The organism is Pseudomonas frederiksbergensis (assembly GCF_003732275.1).
Lineage (GTDB): Bacteria > Pseudomonadota > Gammaproteobacteria > Pseudomonadales > Pseudomonadaceae > Aquipseudomonas > Aquipseudomonas frederiksbergensis_H.
On the sequence record NZ_MOBM01000039.1, the window covers coordinates 822461 to 839536 of the forward strand.

General features: G+C 58.9%; 19 protein-coding genes. 14 read left to right on the plus strand and 5 right to left on the minus strand.

What is annotated here, in order from left to right; translation table 11 throughout:
* Positions 1-74: 74 nt before the first annotated feature.
* Both BK662_RS29975 and BK662_RS29980 read right to left on the minus strand, forming a co-directional pair.
* On the minus strand, positions 75-788 hold the full coding sequence (locus tag BK662_RS29975; protein WP_123360570.1) for a PA1041 family peptidoglycan-binding anchor lipoprotein: 714 nt from the start codon (positions 786-788) through the stop codon (positions 75-77).
* 90 nt (positions 789-878) lie between these two features.
* Positions 879-1574 (minus strand): PA1041 family peptidoglycan-binding anchor lipoprotein, encoded by a 696-nt coding sequence (locus BK662_RS29980; RefSeq protein ID WP_123360571.1) that lies wholly within the window; start codon positions 1572-1574, stop codon positions 879-881.
* Between the two features lie 201 nt (positions 1575-1775).
* Between BK662_RS29980 and BK662_RS29985 the strand changes: the two genes are divergently transcribed.
* The 4 genes from BK662_RS29985 (at position 1776) to BK662_RS30000 (ending at position 3569) form a co-directional block, all read left to right on the plus strand.
* Entirely contained in the window at positions 1776-2273 is a 498-nt protein-coding gene (locus BK662_RS29985) for a DUF6231 family protein (protein ID WP_123360572.1), read from the plus strand.
* Positions 2274-2277: 4 nt separating this feature from the next.
* Complete coding sequence (locus BK662_RS29990; RefSeq protein WP_123360573.1) at positions 2278-2754, plus strand: YchJ family protein; 477 nt, start codon at positions 2278-2280, stop codon at positions 2752-2754.
* A gap of 114 nt (positions 2755-2868) precedes the next feature.
* Positions 2869-3354: an LEA/WHy family protein gene (locus BK662_RS29995; protein ID WP_123360574.1), complete on the plus strand. Its 486-nt coding sequence runs from the start codon at positions 2869-2871 to the stop codon at positions 3352-3354.
* A gap of 5 nt (positions 3355-3359) precedes the next feature.
* Complete coding sequence (locus BK662_RS30000) at positions 3360-3569, plus strand: SEC-C metal-binding domain-containing protein (RefSeq protein ID WP_007906737.1); 210 nt, start codon at positions 3360-3362, stop codon at positions 3567-3569.
* A 200-nt stretch (positions 3570-3769) separates the two neighbouring features.
* On the opposite strand, the gene BK662_RS30005 is transcribed toward BK662_RS30000, so the two are convergent.
* Positions 3770-4327: a cysteine hydrolase family protein gene (locus BK662_RS30005; RefSeq protein ID WP_123360575.1), complete on the minus strand. Its 558-nt coding sequence runs from the start codon at positions 4325-4327 to the stop codon at positions 3770-3772.
* A 146-nt stretch (positions 4328-4473) separates the two neighbouring features.
* Between BK662_RS30005 and BK662_RS30010 the strand changes: the two genes are divergently transcribed.
* The 9 genes from BK662_RS30010 (at position 4474) to BK662_RS30055 (ending at position 15446) form a co-directional block, all read left to right on the plus strand.
* Positions 4474-5118: a glutathione S-transferase N-terminal domain-containing protein gene (locus BK662_RS30010; protein WP_123360576.1), complete on the plus strand. Its 645-nt coding sequence runs from the start codon at positions 4474-4476 to the stop codon at positions 5116-5118.
* A gap of 353 nt (positions 5119-5471) precedes the next feature.
* The gene (locus BK662_RS30020) at positions 5472-7922 is read left to right on the plus strand and encodes a penicillin acylase family protein (protein ID WP_123360577.1); all 2451 of its coding nucleotides are present in this window, start codon (positions 5472-5474) and stop codon (positions 7920-7922) included.
* Between the two features lie 252 nt (positions 7923-8174).
* On the plus strand, positions 8175-9206 hold the full coding sequence (locus tag BK662_RS30025; RefSeq protein WP_123360578.1) for a ligase-associated DNA damage response exonuclease: 1032 nt from the start codon (positions 8175-8177) through the stop codon (positions 9204-9206).
* Positions 9203-10891 carry an ATP-dependent DNA ligase gene (locus tag BK662_RS30030; protein WP_123360579.1) on the plus strand — a complete coding sequence of 563 codons (1689 nt, stop codon included), beginning with the start codon at positions 9203-9205 and terminating at the stop codon, positions 10889-10891. The genes BK662_RS30025 and BK662_RS30030 overlap by 4 nt, the downstream gene beginning before the upstream one ends.
* A 371-nt stretch (positions 10892-11262) precedes the next feature.
* On the plus strand, positions 11263-12045 hold the full coding sequence (locus BK662_RS30035) for a transporter substrate-binding domain-containing protein (protein ID WP_123360580.1): 783 nt from the start codon (positions 11263-11265) through the stop codon (positions 12043-12045).
* 56 nt (positions 12046-12101) lie between these two features.
* Entirely contained in the window at positions 12102-12830 is a 729-nt protein-coding gene (locus BK662_RS30040; protein ID WP_123360581.1) for an ABC transporter permease, read from the plus strand.
* Positions 12827-13537 (plus strand): ABC transporter permease, encoded by a 711-nt coding sequence (locus BK662_RS30045; RefSeq protein WP_123360582.1) that lies wholly within the window; start codon positions 12827-12829, stop codon positions 13535-13537. Before BK662_RS30040 ends, BK662_RS30045 begins: the two co-directional genes overlap by 4 nt.
* A gap of 12 nt (positions 13538-13549) precedes the next feature.
* On the plus strand, positions 13550-14668 hold the full coding sequence (locus BK662_RS30050; RefSeq protein ID WP_123360583.1) for a succinylglutamate desuccinylase/aspartoacylase family protein: 1119 nt from the start codon (positions 13550-13552) through the stop codon (positions 14666-14668).
* Between the two features lie 13 nt (positions 14669-14681).
* Positions 14682-15446 carry an ABC transporter ATP-binding protein gene (locus tag BK662_RS30055; protein ID WP_123360584.1) on the plus strand — a complete coding sequence of 255 codons (765 nt, stop codon included), beginning with the start codon at positions 14682-14684 and terminating at the stop codon, positions 15444-15446.
* A 137-nt stretch (positions 15447-15583) separates the two neighbouring features.
* Here the strand turns inward: BK662_RS30055 and BK662_RS30060 are convergent, their stop codons facing one another.
* On the minus strand, positions 15584-15793 hold the full coding sequence (locus tag BK662_RS30060; protein WP_008060697.1) for a hypothetical protein: 210 nt from the start codon (positions 15791-15793) through the stop codon (positions 15584-15586).
* A gap of 107 nt (positions 15794-15900) precedes the next feature.
* A complete protein-coding gene (gene dcd / locus BK662_RS30065; RefSeq protein WP_007904652.1) occupies positions 15901-16467 on the minus strand; it encodes a dCTP deaminase in 567 nt (188 codons plus the stop codon).
* A gap of 354 nt (positions 16468-16821) precedes the next feature.
* Here dcd and BK662_RS30070 point away from each other — a divergent pair, with 354 nt between their 5' ends.
* Entirely contained in the window at positions 16822-17031 is a 210-nt protein-coding gene (locus tag BK662_RS30070) for a cold-shock protein (RefSeq protein WP_002554837.1), read from the plus strand.
* Positions 17032-17076: the final 45 nt, after the last annotated feature.

The following is a 17076-nucleotide window of genomic DNA, read 5'->3' on the forward strand; positions in this document are numbered from 1 at the left end:
AAAATTCTTCCAGAAGGTCGCCACTTGGCCGCCGAAACAACCTGAATGGTCGTCCGACGGCTCTATCACACGGCTCAGCGATTGATGTGCAATTCCACGCGACGGTTTTGCGCCCGCCCTTCTTCCGTGTCGTTATCGGCCACCGGCTGGCTTTCGCCCCGGCCTTCGCTAGTGAGTTTGTTCGGCGCCAGCCCTTGACTCAACAGGTAGGCCGCCACGCTGCTGGCACGCCGTTCCGACAGTTTCTGGTTATAGGCATCCGACCCCTGGCTGTCGGTATGACCGACGACTTTGACGCTCACCACATCGGCGCTCTGCAACTTGGCCATCAGCGAATCCAGCTGACTGCGCGCTTCGGGCATCAGCTCGGATTGGTTGTAAGCGAACAGCACGTTACCGTTCAGGGTGATGACTTCGGATACCGGAGGTTCAACAGGTTTCACGCTGGCCGGGTATTGCGGCAGCGGGCAACCGTGATGTTCGACAGGCGTATCGGCGGGTGTATCGGGGCAGCGATCACGTCGATCGAAGACGCCATCATCATCTTCATCGCCATCCTGGGCGTAGCAGATCAGGCCACCGGTCAAGATCCCGAGCGCCGCTCCACCCGCTGCCCAGCCACCGCTTTCAATTGCGCCCAAACCGCCGCCGACCAGTCCGCCTATGACGCTGCAGATCGGCCAGGTACGTTGATTGAGGGGGGCGGTGCCATCGCTGTGAGTCGCACAACCGGTCAGAAGACTGCCAAGCAACAGAACCGGCAAGACGGTCCTTGTGAGAACGCTCATTGTGAATGCTCCTGTGTCACCGGCCCATACCGGTCACACAGGAGTAAAGACCCGCATCCGCGACTGTACAAGCCGCGGAGTACAAGGGATCTAGCGGTTGATTTTGATTTCCGTGCGACGGTTCAACGCACGGCCGTCAGCGGTTTTGTTATCGGCCACCGGCTGGCTTTCACCGGCACCGGTCACAGTCACGAAACTGCTGCGTGGCACGCCTTGGGAAATCAGGTATTCCACCACCGAATGGGCGCGTCTATCCGACAGTTTCTGGTTGTAGGCATCGCTGCCGACACTATCGGTATGACCGGTCACGGTCAGTTGGGTGCTGGAGGACTCCTGTTTCAGGCGCGTGGCAATGGTGTTGAGTACGTCTTTATCGGCAGGGGTGAGCTTGGCCGAGTCGAACTGGAAGTGCACATCACGGATAACGATGACTTCTTCCTTGACCACCGCCGTTTCCTCAACCACCGGCGCAGGCGCTGGTGGAGGGCAGCCGTCGGCATCGACCCGCACGCCTTTAGGTGTACCCGGGCACTTGTCGCGGCTGTCCAGCACACCATCGCCGTCTTCGTCGCCATCGCCATGCACCCAGCACCAGGCTGCTGCCGTGCCGCCGACCAGCAGCGCACCATACCCCGCCCATGCCGAGCTCTCGGTCGCGCCGAGCCCTGCACCGACGACACCACCGACCGCCGCACAGGTCGGCCAGTCGGTTTTCTGCAAACCTGCGCAACCAGTCAACACACTGGTTAGCAGAACCAAGGGTAATGCTGTCCGAATTATGCTCATCTAGTTCTTCTCCTGAGGGATCGGCTTAAAACCGATTCTAGGGAGTAAAGACCCGTCTTTTAATCTCCGCCAGCAATAGGCCATTGCTGTTTTGCCCCATGTTCACTGAAGATCGGCGCTTTTTGGCAATACCCGCAAGACAGGACACTAGGCCCGGACGTTGGGGCAGGCTAGTCTTGGCGTTCTGATTGAGGATCTTCGATGATTGCAGGTATCTCTTCGCGCACGCCCCAACAGGCGTTGGCCGCTTTGCTTGATCGTTATGCCCCGGCACGTCTGTTGCTGATTGGCGCCAGCGAATTCCCCGCGCTTGAGGCATTCAAGCTCGCCCACCCGGACAACATCGTCGCCTTTGCGGCGCCCGGGCCACTGCCGGCCGAGCTGGCGGCGCAGCGGTTTGACCTGGCGCTGGTGGTCGATTGCCTCGAGCACTTGCCCAAGCGCGACGGCCTGAATCTGCTTGGCGGAATACGCAACCTCAATGCCAGTCGCATTGCGGTGCTGGCCGACTTGCCGGCATGCGGTTGGCAAGAGACGGATTTTTTCTCCCTGGCGCTGCAAGCCAGCGAACGCTTCCAGCGCGACGATCAAGTGCTGACCCTGTTCACCTACGATCTGCTTGACTATAAACAGGTGCCCGACTGGCTGAACTCACGCTTCTGGGCCAATCCGGAAAACTTCGGGAAATATTGGTGGTAACGCAATGAGTACATCCATTTGCCCTTGCGGCAGCGGCACGCTGCTCGATGCCTGCTGCGGCCATTACCATGCCGGCCATTCGGCCCCTAGCGCCGAAGTCTTGATGCGTTCGCGCTACAGCGCCTATGTACTGGGGCTGATCGACTATCTGGTGACGACCACTCTGCCCGCACAACAGGCCGGCCTGGATCGCCAGTCGATCAGCGACTGGAGCGCCCAAAGCACCTGGCTGGGCCTTGAGGTGGAAAGCGCCGAGGTCTTTGGCGGTCAGCCGGAGCACGCTTTCGTCACCTTCACCGCTCGCTGGCACGACAGCAGCGGCGAACACAGTCACCGCGAACGTTCGTCATTCGTACAAAACGCCGGCCATTGGTACTTCATCGATCCCACCGTGCCACTCAAGGCCGGGCGCAACGATGCGTGCCCGTGCGCCAGCGGGCAGAAGTTCAAGAAGTGTTGCGCGAGTTATTTCGGCGCTTGAGTTGATCAACCGCAAAAAGATCGCAGCCTTCGGCAGCTCCTACGCGCCTATGGGCGCCGCGGAAGGCTGCGATCTTTTTAAGGCTAGACTGGGTCTCAAGGGAGATACCTCACCATGACCCGTCAACGGCGCGCTTTACAGCTGCTCACCCTGCTCCTGTTTCTGGGGCTCGGCGGCTGCGCGTCGTGGTTCGGCGACGACTTGCCGGAGCCACAAGTGCATCTGGTCAAGGTCGAGGTGGTCCGGGCCAAACTACTGGAGCAGAAGTTCCTGTTGCACTTTCGCGTCGACAATCCCAATGACCAGGACCTGACGGTGCGCGCCCTGGAATATCGCATTCACCTCGGGGACATCCTGCTGGCCGAAGGTGAGCACGAACACTGGTTCACGGTCGGCCCCAAACGCAGCGCTTATTTTAAAGTGCCGATCCGCACCAACCTGTGGCCCAAGGTTCGGGAGCTGGTGAAACTGCTGAAAAAACCCGACCAACCGATTCCCTATCGTCTGGAAGGTGAACTGGAAACCGGTATATTCATCGCGCACTACGTGCACCTGGCGCGCAATGGCGTGATAATCGCCGCCGATTTAATTCCGGAGTGACCCCGATGACCCAGCAACCTCATGTCCATGGCCCTGACTGCAACCACGATCATGACCATCACGACCACCATGATCACGACCATGGCCATGTCCACGGCCCGAACTGCGGTCACGCCCACCAGGAACCGGTGCGCAACGCCCTGAAAGATGTCGGCCGCAACGACCCTTGCCCATGCGGCAACGGCAAGAAATTCAAGAAGTGCCACGGCGCTTGATGCTTCGGGCGGATATCTTTTTCGCCTGTTGAATCGCTATCGCGAGCAGGCTCGCTCCCACATTTGATCGGCGGTGCTCACAATTTTGTGGTTCACAAAAGATCCCTGTGGGAGCGAGCCTGCTCGCGAAGACGGCGGCACATTCACTATCAATTTGGCCGTTAGACCGCTATCGCGAGCAAGCTCGCTCCCACAGGTTTTCAGCCAGCCGTTAATATTTCTGCTGTGCCGACAACCGTCGCATACTCCCCATGCAAATTACCCAGCGACATCGCATGCACTTCCTCGGCTGAATGGGCGTTACCGAAAAAATCCGCCTTGTCGAAGGTAAAGCACGCATCCTGCGCAACCCACGCTTCAAACCCCAGACTCCCGGCCGTTCGCGCCGTGGACTCCACCGAATTGTTGGTCGCCACACCCACGATGATCAACTGATCGATCCCCTCCTCGCGCAAACGCGCTTCCAGCCCCGTCGAACAAAAGGCATCCGGCACCTGCTTCTGAATCAGCCACTCACCCATCGATGGTTGAAAACGCTCCTGAAATTCAACCCCCGATTGCTGCGGCCAGAACACTGAATCCTCTGAGCGGGACAGGTGCTGCACATGAATCACCGGCCGCCCGGTTCGGCGCCAATGTCCCAGCAATTCCAGGATGCGCTCTTCGGCTTGAGGGTTGTTTCGACGACCCAGTTTGGGATGCAGGATGCCTTTTTGTTGATCGATGATGATCAGCGCTGCGTTTGTCTTGAGCTCCATGCCGACTTTTCTCCTGCCGGGGCATTGAATTCCCCGCACTTCAGCATCACCTCTTGCTACTGGCAAGCCATCAAACGCAAACAGGACGATCTGATGCCGACGGTCGCTGTCCGTACCTGACGATGTCTCTTGATTTGGAGTACTTCATGATCGACTTGTATTACTGGACCACCCCAAATGGCCACAAGATTTCGATATTCCTGGAAGAAGCCGGCCTGCCGTACAACGTTTACCCGATCAACATCAGCCAGAATGACCAATTCAAACCCGAGTTCCTGAAGATCTCGCCGAACAACAAAATCCCGGCCATCGTCGATCATGAGCCGGCCGATGGCGGCGCTCCACTGTCGCTGTTCGAGTCGGGGGCTATTCTGCTGTACCTGGCGGAGAAAACCGGCAAGTTCCTGCCCAAAGACCTGCGCGGGCGCCAGCAAGCGCTGCAATGGCTGTTCTGGCAGATGGGTGGCCTGGGGCCGATGGCCGGGCAGAATCATCATTTCAGCCAATTCGCACCGGAAAAAATCCCTTACGCGATCAAGCGCTACATCGACGAAACGGCCCGTCTCTACGGGGTGCTAGACAAGCAACTGGCCAACAATGAATTTGTTGCCGGCAGCGAATACAGCATTGCCGACATGGCGATCTACCCGTGGATCGTTTCTCACAAATGGCAGAGCCAGAACCTGGAAGACTTCCCCAACGTGCTGCGTTGGTTCAACCACATCCAGAACCGCCCGGCGACGGTGAAGGCGTATGCGCTAGTGGCAAAGATTAATCCACCGAAATCCTGATAGAGAAAGATCAAAAGATCGCACCCTTCGGCAGCTCCTACAGGGGATCGGCGTACACCCGTAGGAGCTGCCGAAGGCTGCGATCTTTTGGGTTTAACAATTAAATCCCGAAATAAGATCTGTACCCCGCTTGCGCGGCCACCTCCTGCTCACTAACGTAGCGCCTTTATTGTGCCCCGCCTCGGAAGTCCGTTCAGTTTTGGCGAGTGGCTAATGTTGTCAGGCAAGGCGCCGCGACGAGTCATAGCCCGCTATGGCGAGGAGCGGCAACGCAGTCTGACGACATTAGACGCCGTCAACACTGAACAGCGACTTTCGAGGCGGGGCACCACTACCCCCGCAGGAGCTTTGCCATGGCCTCGCCAGCCCTCACACATTTACTTCCCCGGTTCGGCGTTGCCGCAGCAGTGGCCAGTGTTTTGAGCCTGACTGGTTGTCAGACCTGGAACACCCAGGACACCCTCCCGCAGACCTCCGGCGTGCAACCGCTCAAGGGTCTGGCGCAGAATGTTTCGATTCGACGCAACGCCATGGGCATGCCGCTGATTGAGAGCAACAGCTTCCACGATGCACTGTTCACCCTCGGCTACGTTCACGCCAGCGACCGCATTACGCAAATGGTCACTCTGCGTTTGCTGGCCCAGGGCCGTCTGGCGGAGATGTCCGGTTCGGACCTGCTCGATGCCGACCGCTACATGCGTGCAGTCAATCTGAAGAAAAGCGCGGGTGAGCTGTACAAGGCCTCTTCGCCGCGCCTCAAACGTTTCTTCGAAGTCTATGCCCGTGGGGTCAACGCCTACCTGTTCCGCTACCGCGACAAACTGCCTGCGGACCTCGCGGCCACTGGCTACAAACCGGAATACTGGAAACCTGAAGATTCAGCGCTGATTTTCTGCCTGCTGAATTTCAGTCAATCGGCGAACCTGCCGGAAGAAATCTCCTTATTGATGCTGGCCCAGACCGTCAGTACCGACAAGCTGGCGTGGCTTGCGCCGTCCGCACCCGATGAAAAACTGCCGGTCGCTGAAGCCGAAAAACTTCAGGGCATCAAGCTCAACGGGCAAATCCCGGGGCTGAGCGAAATCAATAAAGCCACGGGCCAACTGTCCGACCTGAACTTGTTGGGGGCCACGTCTTCGAACAACTGGGCGATCGCTCCGCAACGCAGTCGCAGCAGCAAAAGCCTGCTGGCCAGCGACAGTCATGGGCCGCTGGGCGTGCCGTCACTGTTCAGTTACGTGCAGATTCGCGCGCCGAAATACCAGGCCTCCGGCGTGACCATTGCCGGGTTACCCATGGTGCTCGGTGGTTTTAACGGCAAAGTGGCGTGGAGCATGACCACGGTCATGGGCGACAACCAGGACCTGTTCCTGGAAAAAATCAAACGTCAGGGCAATGGCCTTTCCTACGAAGTCAGCGGCAAATGGCAGCCGGCGATCGTGCGCAACGAAACCTACTTCGTCAAAGGCCAGAAGCCGATTCGCGAAGCGGTGTACGAAACCCGCCACGGGCCGTTGCTCAACAGCGCCCAAGGCACCGCGTTGGCGAATGGTTTCGGCCTGGCCTTGCAGACGCCGAACTTCACCGATGACAAAACCCTGGACGCCTTTTTCGATCTGTCTCGAGCGCAGAGCGTCGAGAAAGCCTCGGACGCCAGCCGTGAAGTACGCGCCATTGCGCTGAATCTGGTGTTTGCCGATGCCAGCAATATCGGCTGGCAAGTCACCGGTCGCTACCCGAACCGTCGCGAAGGCGAAGGCTTGCTGCCATCGCCGGGTTGGGAAGGTCGCTATGACTGGGACGGTTACGCCGACCCGATGCTCCATCCGTATGACCAGGACCCGGCCCAAGGCTGGCTCGGCACCGCCAACCAGCGGGTCATTCCCCATGGCTACGGCATGCAGCTGTCCAACTCCTGGTCGGCGCCGGAGCGCGGCGAACGCATGGCCGAACTGGCGGGCGTGGGCAAACACGACACGCGTAGCCTGATCGCCATGCAATACGATCAGACCACCACCTTCGCCGCCAAGCTGAAGAAGGTGTTTGAAGCGCCGGGCATGGCTCAGCCACTCAAACAGGCCATCGAAGCGCTGCCGGAGGCTGATCGCGGCAAGGCGCGCGAGGCTTACACGCGCTTGATGGCTTTCGACGGCAAACTCAGCCCGACCTCCGCCGACGCGGCGATCTACGAGCTGTTCCTGCAGGAAAGCACTAAGCAGATTTTCCTCGACGAACTCGGCCCGGAAAGCACCCCGGCGTGGAAAGCCTTTATCGCCAACGGCAAGTTGTCTTACGCGGCGCAGGCTGATCATCTGCTGGGCCGTGAGGACAGTCCGTTCTGGGACGATCTGCGCACCCCGCAGAAAGAAGACAAACCGACGATCCTCGCCCGTAGCCTGGCGGCCGCGATCAGCGCGGGTGACAGCCAGTTGGGTGGCGATCACAAAGCCTGGCAGTGGGGCAAACTGCATCGCTACGAGTGGAAGAACGCCAGTGGCCAGACCGTGCGCGGTCCGCTGCCAGCCGGCGGCGACCACACCACGCTCAACACCGCCGCGTTCACCTGGGGTCAGGACTTCAACACCACGCTGGCGCCGGCCATGCGCTTTATCGTCGATTTCGGCCAGGCCGAACCGCTGATGGGCCAGAACGGTACCGGTCAATCCGGCAACCCGGCCAGCCCGCACTATCTCGACAGCGTCGATCCATGGCTCAAGGGGCAATACATGAGCCTGCCAATGCAGCCGCAGAACTTTGACAAGGTGTATGGCAAGACGCGGTTGACGCTGACGCCTGGCAAGTAACCTCGAGTGGGACCGGGATTGCTCGCGAAAGCATGCTGCCGGTCCCATTGTTGTTGAATGTACCGCCGTCTTCGCGAGCAAGCCCGCTCCCACATTTGATCGCATTCTTTCTGACAGAACTCGATTAAATGTGGGAGCGAGCCTGCTCGCGATAGCGGCCTGTTTAACCCCACCATCCTTCCTTGAAAAAAATAGAACTTCTCGCCACGCGCAAACCTCCTAGCTAACAGGCCTCTCCATTTGGGTAACAATATGGACCTTGTTATCGCCCGTCCTGAAGGTTTGTACTGCCCGCCTGGTGATTTCTATATCGATCCATGGCAGCCGGTCGAACGCTCGGTCATCACCCATGCCCACAGCGACCATGCTCGCCGTGGCAATCAACATTATCTGGCGGCGGCATCGGGTGCAGGCATTCTGCGCGCGCGCCTGGGCCAGGACATCAATCTGCAAACCTTGCCCTATGGCGAGCAGTTGCTGCACCGCGGCGTAAAACTGAGTTTCCACCCTGCGGGCCATGTACTCGGCTCGGCCCAGATACGACTGGAATACGGCGGTGAGGTCTGGGTCGCCTCGGGGGATTACAAGACCGAGCCCGACGGCACCTGTGCGCCGTTCGAGCCGGTGCGCTGTCACACGTTCATCACAGAATCGACGTTCGGCCTGCCGATTTACCGCTGGCAATCCCAGACGCAAATCTTTGCCGAGATCAATCAGTGGTGGCAGACCAACGCCGCAGTCGACAAAACCAGCGTGCTGCTCTGCTACGCCTTCGGCAAGGCACAGCGGATTCTCCATGGCATCGATGCCAGCCTCGGCCCCATTCTGGTACATGGCGCGGTTGAACCCATCAATCGGATTTATCGCGAGAGCGGCATCTATTTACCGCCAACGATCTATTCCGGCGAAGTAAAAAAACATGACCCGATGATGCGCAAGGCCTTGGTCCTCGCACCACCTTCGGCTGGCGCCAGCCCCTGGATACGGCGTTTCGGTGACTACAGCGATGGCTTCGCCAGCGGTTGGATGCGATTGCGCGGGACACGGCGGCGGCGCGGCGTGGACCGCGGTTTCGTGCTGTCCGATCACGCCGACTGGCCCGGCCTGCTCTGGGCCATCGAACAAACCGGAGCCGAACGCGTGATCGTCACCCATGGTTCAATCGGGGTGTTGGTGCGCCATCTGCGCGAACTAGGCCTCGATGCCATGAGTTTCAGCACCGAATACGGCGATGATGAAGACACCACAGTTCTCGAACCCGAGGGCGCCGAGGTGCTGGCATGAAAGCCTTCGCCGACTTGTATGCCGAACTCGATGCCACCACCTCGAGCAACGCCAAACTGACGGCGATGCAGAACTATTTCGCCCAAGCCTCGCTCGAAGATGCCGCCTGGGCGGTGTACTTTCTGTCCGGTGGACGACCTCGGCAATTGGTGCCGGTACGAATGCTGCGGGAAATGGCAACAGCGTTTTCCGGACTCTCGCCCTGGTTGTTCGAAGAAAGTTATCAGGCCGTCGGTGATCTGGCGGAAACCATCTCGCTGGTGCTGCCCGAAACGCGCCACACATCGACCGACGGGCTGGCGGTGTGGATTGAAGACAAACTGCTGCCGCTGCGTAACGCGCCTGCGCAGACCCTCGCCGAATGCTTGCCCGCCCTGTGGGCACAACTGGATCGCCAAAGCCTGATGCTCTGCATCAAATTGATCACTGGCAGTTTCCGTGTCGGTGTCTCCAAGTTGCTGGTTACCCGCGCCCTGGCGGCGATGGCTGGGCTAGACAGCAAACGCGTGGCCCAGCGGCTGGTGGGTTACACCGATCTGTCTAACCGCCCAAGCGCCGCCAGTTACCTGAAGCTGATCGCCCCCGAATCACCCAATGAGCATGCCCAACGGGGTGGCCAGCCGTACCCGTTTTTCCTTGCCCATGGGTTGTCGCACCCGGTCGAGCAGTTCGACGCCCTGCTCGGGCCGGCCAGTGAGTGGCAGGTGGAATGGAAGTGGGACGGCATCCGCGCTCAAGTGGTCAAGCGCGATGGGCGCTTGTGGATCTGGTCGCGAGGTGAAGAACTGGTGACTGAACGCTTCCCCGAACTGGAGAGCCTGGTCCATGACTTACCCGATGGCACGGTGATCGACGGTGAAATCGTCGCCTGGAAAGCCGCGCAACCGTCTACCGAGGATGCCTTCGACGCGCAATCGCTATCGTCTCCTTCAGTGCAGCCTTTCGCCCTGTTGCAACAGCGGATCGGCCGTAAAATGCTGAGCAAAAAAATCCTCGATGAGGTGCCCGTGGTCATCCAGGCCTACGACTTACTGGAATGGCAGGGTGAGGATTGGCGTAACCAGACTCAAGTCACGCGCCGCACTCAGCTGGAGCAACTCATCCTCACCTGCGCAAACCCGGTGTTACTGAGCTCGCCCGTGCTGACCGGTGAAGACTGGTTCGACCTCGCCCGCCAACGAGAGGCCTCCCGCAGACTGGGCGTCGAAGGCATGATGATCAAGGCCCGCGATGCGCTGTATGGCGTCGGACGGACCAAGGACATGGGCGTGTGGTGGAAATGGAAAGTCGACCCGTTCAGCGTCGATGCGGTGCTGATCTATGCCCAACAGGGTCATGGCCGTCGGGCCAGTCTCTACACTGATTACACCTTCGCTGTGTGGGACGGCCCACCCTCTGCCCGCGAGCGAACGCTGGTGCCTTTCGCCAAGGCTTACTCCGGGTTGACTGACGAAGAAATGCGTCAGGTCGACAGCATCGTACGCAAGACCACGGTGGAAAAATTCGGACCGATGAGCAGTGTGAAGCCGACCCTGGTGTTTGAGCTGGGATTCGAGGGCATTGCCCTGTCGAAACGGCACAAGAGCGGAATTGCTGTGCGGTTTCCGAGGATGCTGCGTTGGCGGCAGGACAAGTCGGTGGAGGACGCTGACAGCCTGGCGACATTGCAGGATTTGCTCACCTGACCTGATCCTGCTGCCCCAATGCAGGTCAGTGAAGTTGCAGAACCTGTGGGGGCGGGCTTGCTCGCGAAAGCGGTGTGCCCGGCAACATTAATGTCGACTGACACGCCCTCTTCGCGAGCAAGCCCGCTCCCACATGGATTGTGGCTTAACTGATCAGGCATTAGGCTCCCCACACTTGGCACCACCCTGGCGCAAGAATCTGGCGATGCCCGTTTTCGTGCATAGATCGCGCTTTGCCACTTCTTGTATTACCTTTTAAACGCTTGTTCGGGACTCTGGTTCGGAAATTGCTACTTTTAATAGGTCTTACGCTTTCCAGTAACAGTACTTCTGCGCCACAAGCGCTCATATTGGTTCTTAGGGATTGAATAATGAAAAAAGCATTGCTGACCCTTTCTGCACTGGCGTTGTGCATGGCTGCTGGCTCCGCGCTGGCCAAGGAATACAAAGAATTGCGTTTTGGCGTTGACCCTTCTTACGCGCCGTTCGAGTCCAAAGCAGCCGACGGCAGCCTGGTAGGCTTCGACATCGACCTGGGCAATGCGATCTGCGCCGAGCTGAAGGTCAAGTGCAAATGGGTCGAAAGCGATTTCGACGGCATGATTCCGGGCTTGAAAGCCAATAAATTCGACGGTGTGATCTCTTCGATGACCGTCACCCCGGCCCGCGAAAAAGTCATCGACTTCTCCAGCGAGCTGTTCTCCGGCCCAACCGCTTACGTGTTCAAGAAAGGTTCCGGCCTGACTGAAGATGTCGCTTCGCTGAAGGGCAAAACCGTCGGTTACGAGCAAGGCACCATTCAGGAAGCCTATGCCAAAGCCGTGCTGGACAAGGCCGGCGTGAAAACCCAGGCCTATCAGAACCAGGATCAGGTGTATTCCGACCTGACTTCCGGCCGTCTCGACGCAGCCATTCAGGACATGTTGCAAGCCGAACTGGGCTTCTTGAAGTCGCCAAAAGGCGCCGATTACGAAGTCAGCAAGCCAGTCGACAGCGAATTGCTGCCAGCCAAAACAGCGGTCGGTATCTCTAAAGGTAACAAAGACCTCAAGGCGCTTTTGGATAAAGGTATCAAAGCGTTACACGACGATGGCACCTACGCCACCATTCAGAAGAAACACTTTGGCGATCTGAATCTGTACAGCGGCAAATAATGCCCGGCGCCCATCTCGCGATGGGCGCTTTTTTCACCCGATCAGGTTGCTGATTTATGTTCGAAAACCTATTACAAAGCCTGGGGCTTTCTGCCTTCAGCCTCCAGGGCTTCGGTCCGTTGCTGATGGAAGGCACCTGGATGACCATCAAATTATCGGTGTTGTCGCTGTTGGTGGCCGTGTTGCTCGGCCTGCTGGGCGCCAGTGCCAAGCTGTCAAAAGTCAAACTGCTGCGCGTACCGGCCCAGCTCTACACCACGCTGATTCGCGGCGTGCCCGACCTGGTGCTGATGCTGCTGATTTTCTACAGCCTGCAAACTTGGCTGACCTCGTTTACCGATTTCATGGAATGGGAATACATCGAGATCAACCCGTTCAGCGCCGGGGTCATCACCCTGGGCTTCATTTATGGCGCGTACTTCACCGAAACCTTCCGTGGGGCGATCCTCGCCGTACCGCGGGGCCAGGTTGAAGCCGCCACCGCCTATGGCCTCAAACGCGGCCAACGTTTTCGTCTCGTGGTGTTTCCGCAAATGATGCGCTTCGCCTTGCCAGGCATCGGCAACAACTGGATGGTAATGCTCAAGGCCACCGCGCTGGTTTCGATCATCGGCCTCGCCGATTTGGTCAAAGCCGCGCAGGACGCCGGTAAAAGCACTTATCAACTGTTCTACTTCCTGGTGCTGGCAGCCCTGATTTACCTGCTGATCACCAGCGCTTCCAACGTCGTCCTGCGCTGGCTCGAACGCCGCTACGCCGCCGGTTCCCGGGAGGCCGTACGATGATCGAACTCTTGCAGGAATACTGGAAACCCTTCCTTTATACCGACGGCTACAACATCACTGGCCTGGCCATGACCATGTGGCTGCTCAGCGCCTCGATCTTCATCGGTTTTCTGGTGTCGATCCCGCTGTCCATCGCCAGGGTTTCGCCCAAGGTCTACATCCGCTGGCCGGTGCAGTTTTACACCTACCTGTTCCGGGGTACGCCGCTGTATATCCAGTTGCTGATTTGCTACACCGGCATCTACAGCCTGGCCGCCGTGCGTGCTCAGCCAGTACTCGATGCGTTCTTTCGCGATGCGATGAACTGCACGATCCTGGCCTTCGCCCTGAACACCTGCGCCTACACCACGGAGATCTTCGCCGGGGCGATTCGCAGCATGGCGCACGGTGAAGTCGAAGCGGCCAAGGCCTACGGCCTGTCAGGCTGGAAGCTCTACGCTTATGTGATCATGCCGTCGGCCTTGCGTCGCTCGTTGCCTTACTACAGCAACGAAGTGATCCTGATGCTGCACTCCACCACCGTGGCATTCACCGCGACCATCCCGGATGTATTGAAAGTCGCTCGCGATGCGAACTCTGCGACCTTCCTGACATTCCAGTCGTTCGGCATCGCCGCGCTGATCTACCTGACCGTTACCTTTGCGCTGGTCGGCCTGTTCCGTCTCGCCGAACGCCGATGGCTGGCCTTCCTCGGGCCGACTCACTAGGACAATTCGTACATGCGCCACCAGATTCATGACCTGCTGGCCCCGCTGCCGGGGACCGTGCGACAGATTCACAGCTTCCACTTCGGCCCGCAGTCGGCCAAAGGCAAGATTTACATCCAGTCCTCCCTGCACGCCGATGAATTGCCCGGCATGTTGGTGGCCTGGCACCTCAAGCAACGTCTGGCGGAGCTGGAAGCCGCCGGCCGGCTGCGCAGCGAAATCGTGCTGGTGCCCGTGGCCAACCCGGTCGGCCTGGAACAAGTGTTGATGGACGTTCCACTGGGCCGCTACGAGCTGGAAAGCGGGCAGAACTTCAATCGCTGGTTCGTCGACTTGAGTGAAGAAGTCGGCAACGAGATCGAAGGCCTGCTCGGCGACGATCCGCAACGTAACCTCGAACTGATCCGCGACAGCCTGCGCAAGGCGTTGGCGCGGCAGACCGCAGCCACGCAGCTGCAATCCCAACGCCTGACCCTGCAACGGCTGGCCTGCGATGCGGACATGGTGCTGGACCTGCATTGCGATTTCGAAGCCGTGGCGCACCTTTACACCACGCCTGAGGCCTGGCCGCAGGTCGAGCCGCTGGCGCGCTACATCGGTTCCGAAGCCAGCCTGCTGGCCACCGATTCTGGCGGCCAATCGTTCGATGAATGCTTCACCCTGCTCTGGTGGCAGCTGAAAGAGCGCTTCGGCGAGCAGTTCGAGATTCCGCCGGGCAGTTTTTCAGTCACCGTCGAATTGCGCGGCCAGGGTGACGTCAATCACCCGCTGGCCAGCCTCGACTGTCAGGCGCTGATCGATTATCTGATTCATTTCGGCGCGATTGCCGGTGAGCCGGCGCCATTACCCGAACTGCCCTACCCGGCCACACCGCTGGCCGGCGTCGAACCGGTGGCGACGCCGGTGGGCGGGCTGCTGGTGTTCACTGCCCTGCCTGGGGAATACCTGGAGGCCGGGCAACTGATTGCCGAAATCATCGACCCGATCAATGATCGCGTCACCCCTGTTCATTGCACCGCCGCCGGGCTGATGTATGCCCGTTCGCTGCGGCGCATGGCCACTGCCGGCATGGTGATCGCCCACGTCGCGGGCACCGAAGCCTATCGCAGCGGCTACCTACTTTCGCCTTGAGGATGCATGCCCCATGTACAAATTGACCATCGAAGGCCTGCATAAAAGCTATGGCGATCATCAGGTGCTCAAAGGCGTTTCGCTCAAGGCCAAAACCGGCGACGTCATCAGCCTGATCGGCGCCAGCGGCTCGGGCAAAAGCACCTTTTTGCGCTGCATCAACTTTCTCGAACAACCCAACGACGGCGCCATGAGCCTGGACGGTCAGACGGTCCGCATGATCCACGACCGTCACGGAATGCGCGTCGCCGATGACGATGAACTGCAAAGAATCCGCACCCGCCTGGCCATGGTATTCCAGCACTTCAACCTGTGGAGCCACATGACAGTGCTGGAAAACATCACCATGGCCCCGCGCCGGGTACTGGGTTGCAGCAAGAAAGAGGCCGAAGACCGTGCCCGACGTTACCTCGACAAGGTTGGCCTGGCGGCACGCGTGGCGGATCAGTACCCGGCGTTCCTTTCAGGCGGTCAGCAACAACGGGTAGCCATTGCCCGCGCGCTGGCCATGGAACCGGAAGTCATGCTGTTCGACGAACCGACCTCGGCGCTCGACCCGGAACTGGTCGGCGAAGTGCTCAAGGTCATCCAGGGCCTGGCCGAAGAAGGCCGGACCATGATCATGGTCACCCACGAAATGAGCTTCGCCCGCAAGGTATCGAGCCAGGTGCTGTTCCTGCACCAGGGGCTGGTGGAAGAAGAAGGGGCGCCGGAGGATGTGCTGGGCAATCCGAAGAGCGAGCGACTGAAGCAGTTCTTGAGCGGCAACCTGAAATAAAAAGATCGCAGGTTTCGCCCCCCCCTACAGATCGCTCTGTAGGAGCTGGCGAAGCCTGCGATCTTTTGATCTGGCTTTTCGGCTGTGAAATCTCGCAACCCACCAAAGATCGCAGCCTTCGGTAGCTCCTACAGGTATCAGGCAACAGGCGCAGGAGGCGGCTCATCCGGCAGGGTGGGCTCTCCAGGTTCTGTCGGTTGTTCGTTGGGGGTGTCAGGATCAGGCTGGCCGGGGATGCCCCCTGCCATGCTGACGGGCGGATGTGCCAACAAGGACCAGGCCAGCACGCCAACCTGATTGGGCTCAAGCCTTGCCAGTTCGGCACTTATTCGCGGATCGATCTTCATGAAGCACTCCTGAGCGATGGCCCGATCCGCCTTGCGCGAATCGGAGCAGTACATTCCATAGAGTGTACGCCCGCTCAGGAATTCCAACGGTTTGTCAGACGGCTGACTCAGGTACGCGGCAGGGTCACGCCACGCTGGCCCTGGTACTTGCCGCCACGGTCCTTGTAGGAGACTTCGCACTCTTCGTCCGACTCAAGGAACAACATCTGCGCCACGCCTTCGTTCGCGTAGATTTTCGCCGGCAGATTGGTGGTGTTGGAGAACTCCAGGGTCACGTGACCTTCCCACTCAGGCTCGAGCGGCGTGACGTTGACGATGATGCCGCAACGCGCGTAGGTGCTTTTACCCAGGCAAATGGTCAATACATTACGCGGGATGCGGAAGTATTCGACGGTGCTGGCCAGAGCGAAGGAGTTCGGCGGAATGATGCACACGTCGCTGTGGATATCGACGAAGCTGCCAGCATCGAAGTTTTTCGGGTCGACGATCGCCGAATTGATGTTGGTAAACACCTTGAAGTGATTGGTGCAACGCACATCGTAGCCGTAGCTGGACACGCCGTAGGAGATCACACGGCTATCGTCGCTGCCGCGCACCTGGCGCTCGACGAAGGGCTCGATCATGCCGTGCTCTTGCGCCATGCGGCGAATCCACTTGTCCGATTTGATGCTCATGGCGGGTGTCCTGAATAGCGAGGTGGAAAAATTCTGTCCGGCATCTTACCGGGCAGGCGCTCCGGGTTCAAAGTCCGGGAGACAATTCTCGACGATCCCCCGTGAATTCAGGGCCTTCACCGCCATTCGATGCACCGTCAGTCATGAAAACAGAGAAACCTTCGCACGAACCATTGGCACGTTCCGGAAAAAGGGTTAAGGTGGCGCCACTGTGCTGCTTGTGTCACTGAGAATCTCTACACGATATGTTGAATTTCGATCCAACCATCTACAAGAATTTTTCCTGCTCTTTGCACTCAGTCTCGGCCAGGGTTCTTCCTGCGTCGCAGTTATCTTTGTTCAAGGAGTTACACCATGTCTAATCGCCAAACCGGTACCGTTAAGTGGTTCAACGATGAAAAAGGCTTCGGCTTCATCACTCCACAATCCGGTGACGACCTGTTCGTTCACTTCAAAGCTATCCAATCCGACGGCTTCAAAAGCCTGAAAGAAGGCCAACAGGTTTCTTTCATCGCTACCCGCGGTCAGAAAGGCATGCAAGCTGAAGAAGTTCAAGTTATCTAACTTGTAACTGCTTTAGTAAAAAGCCCCGCCCTCAAAAGCGGGGCT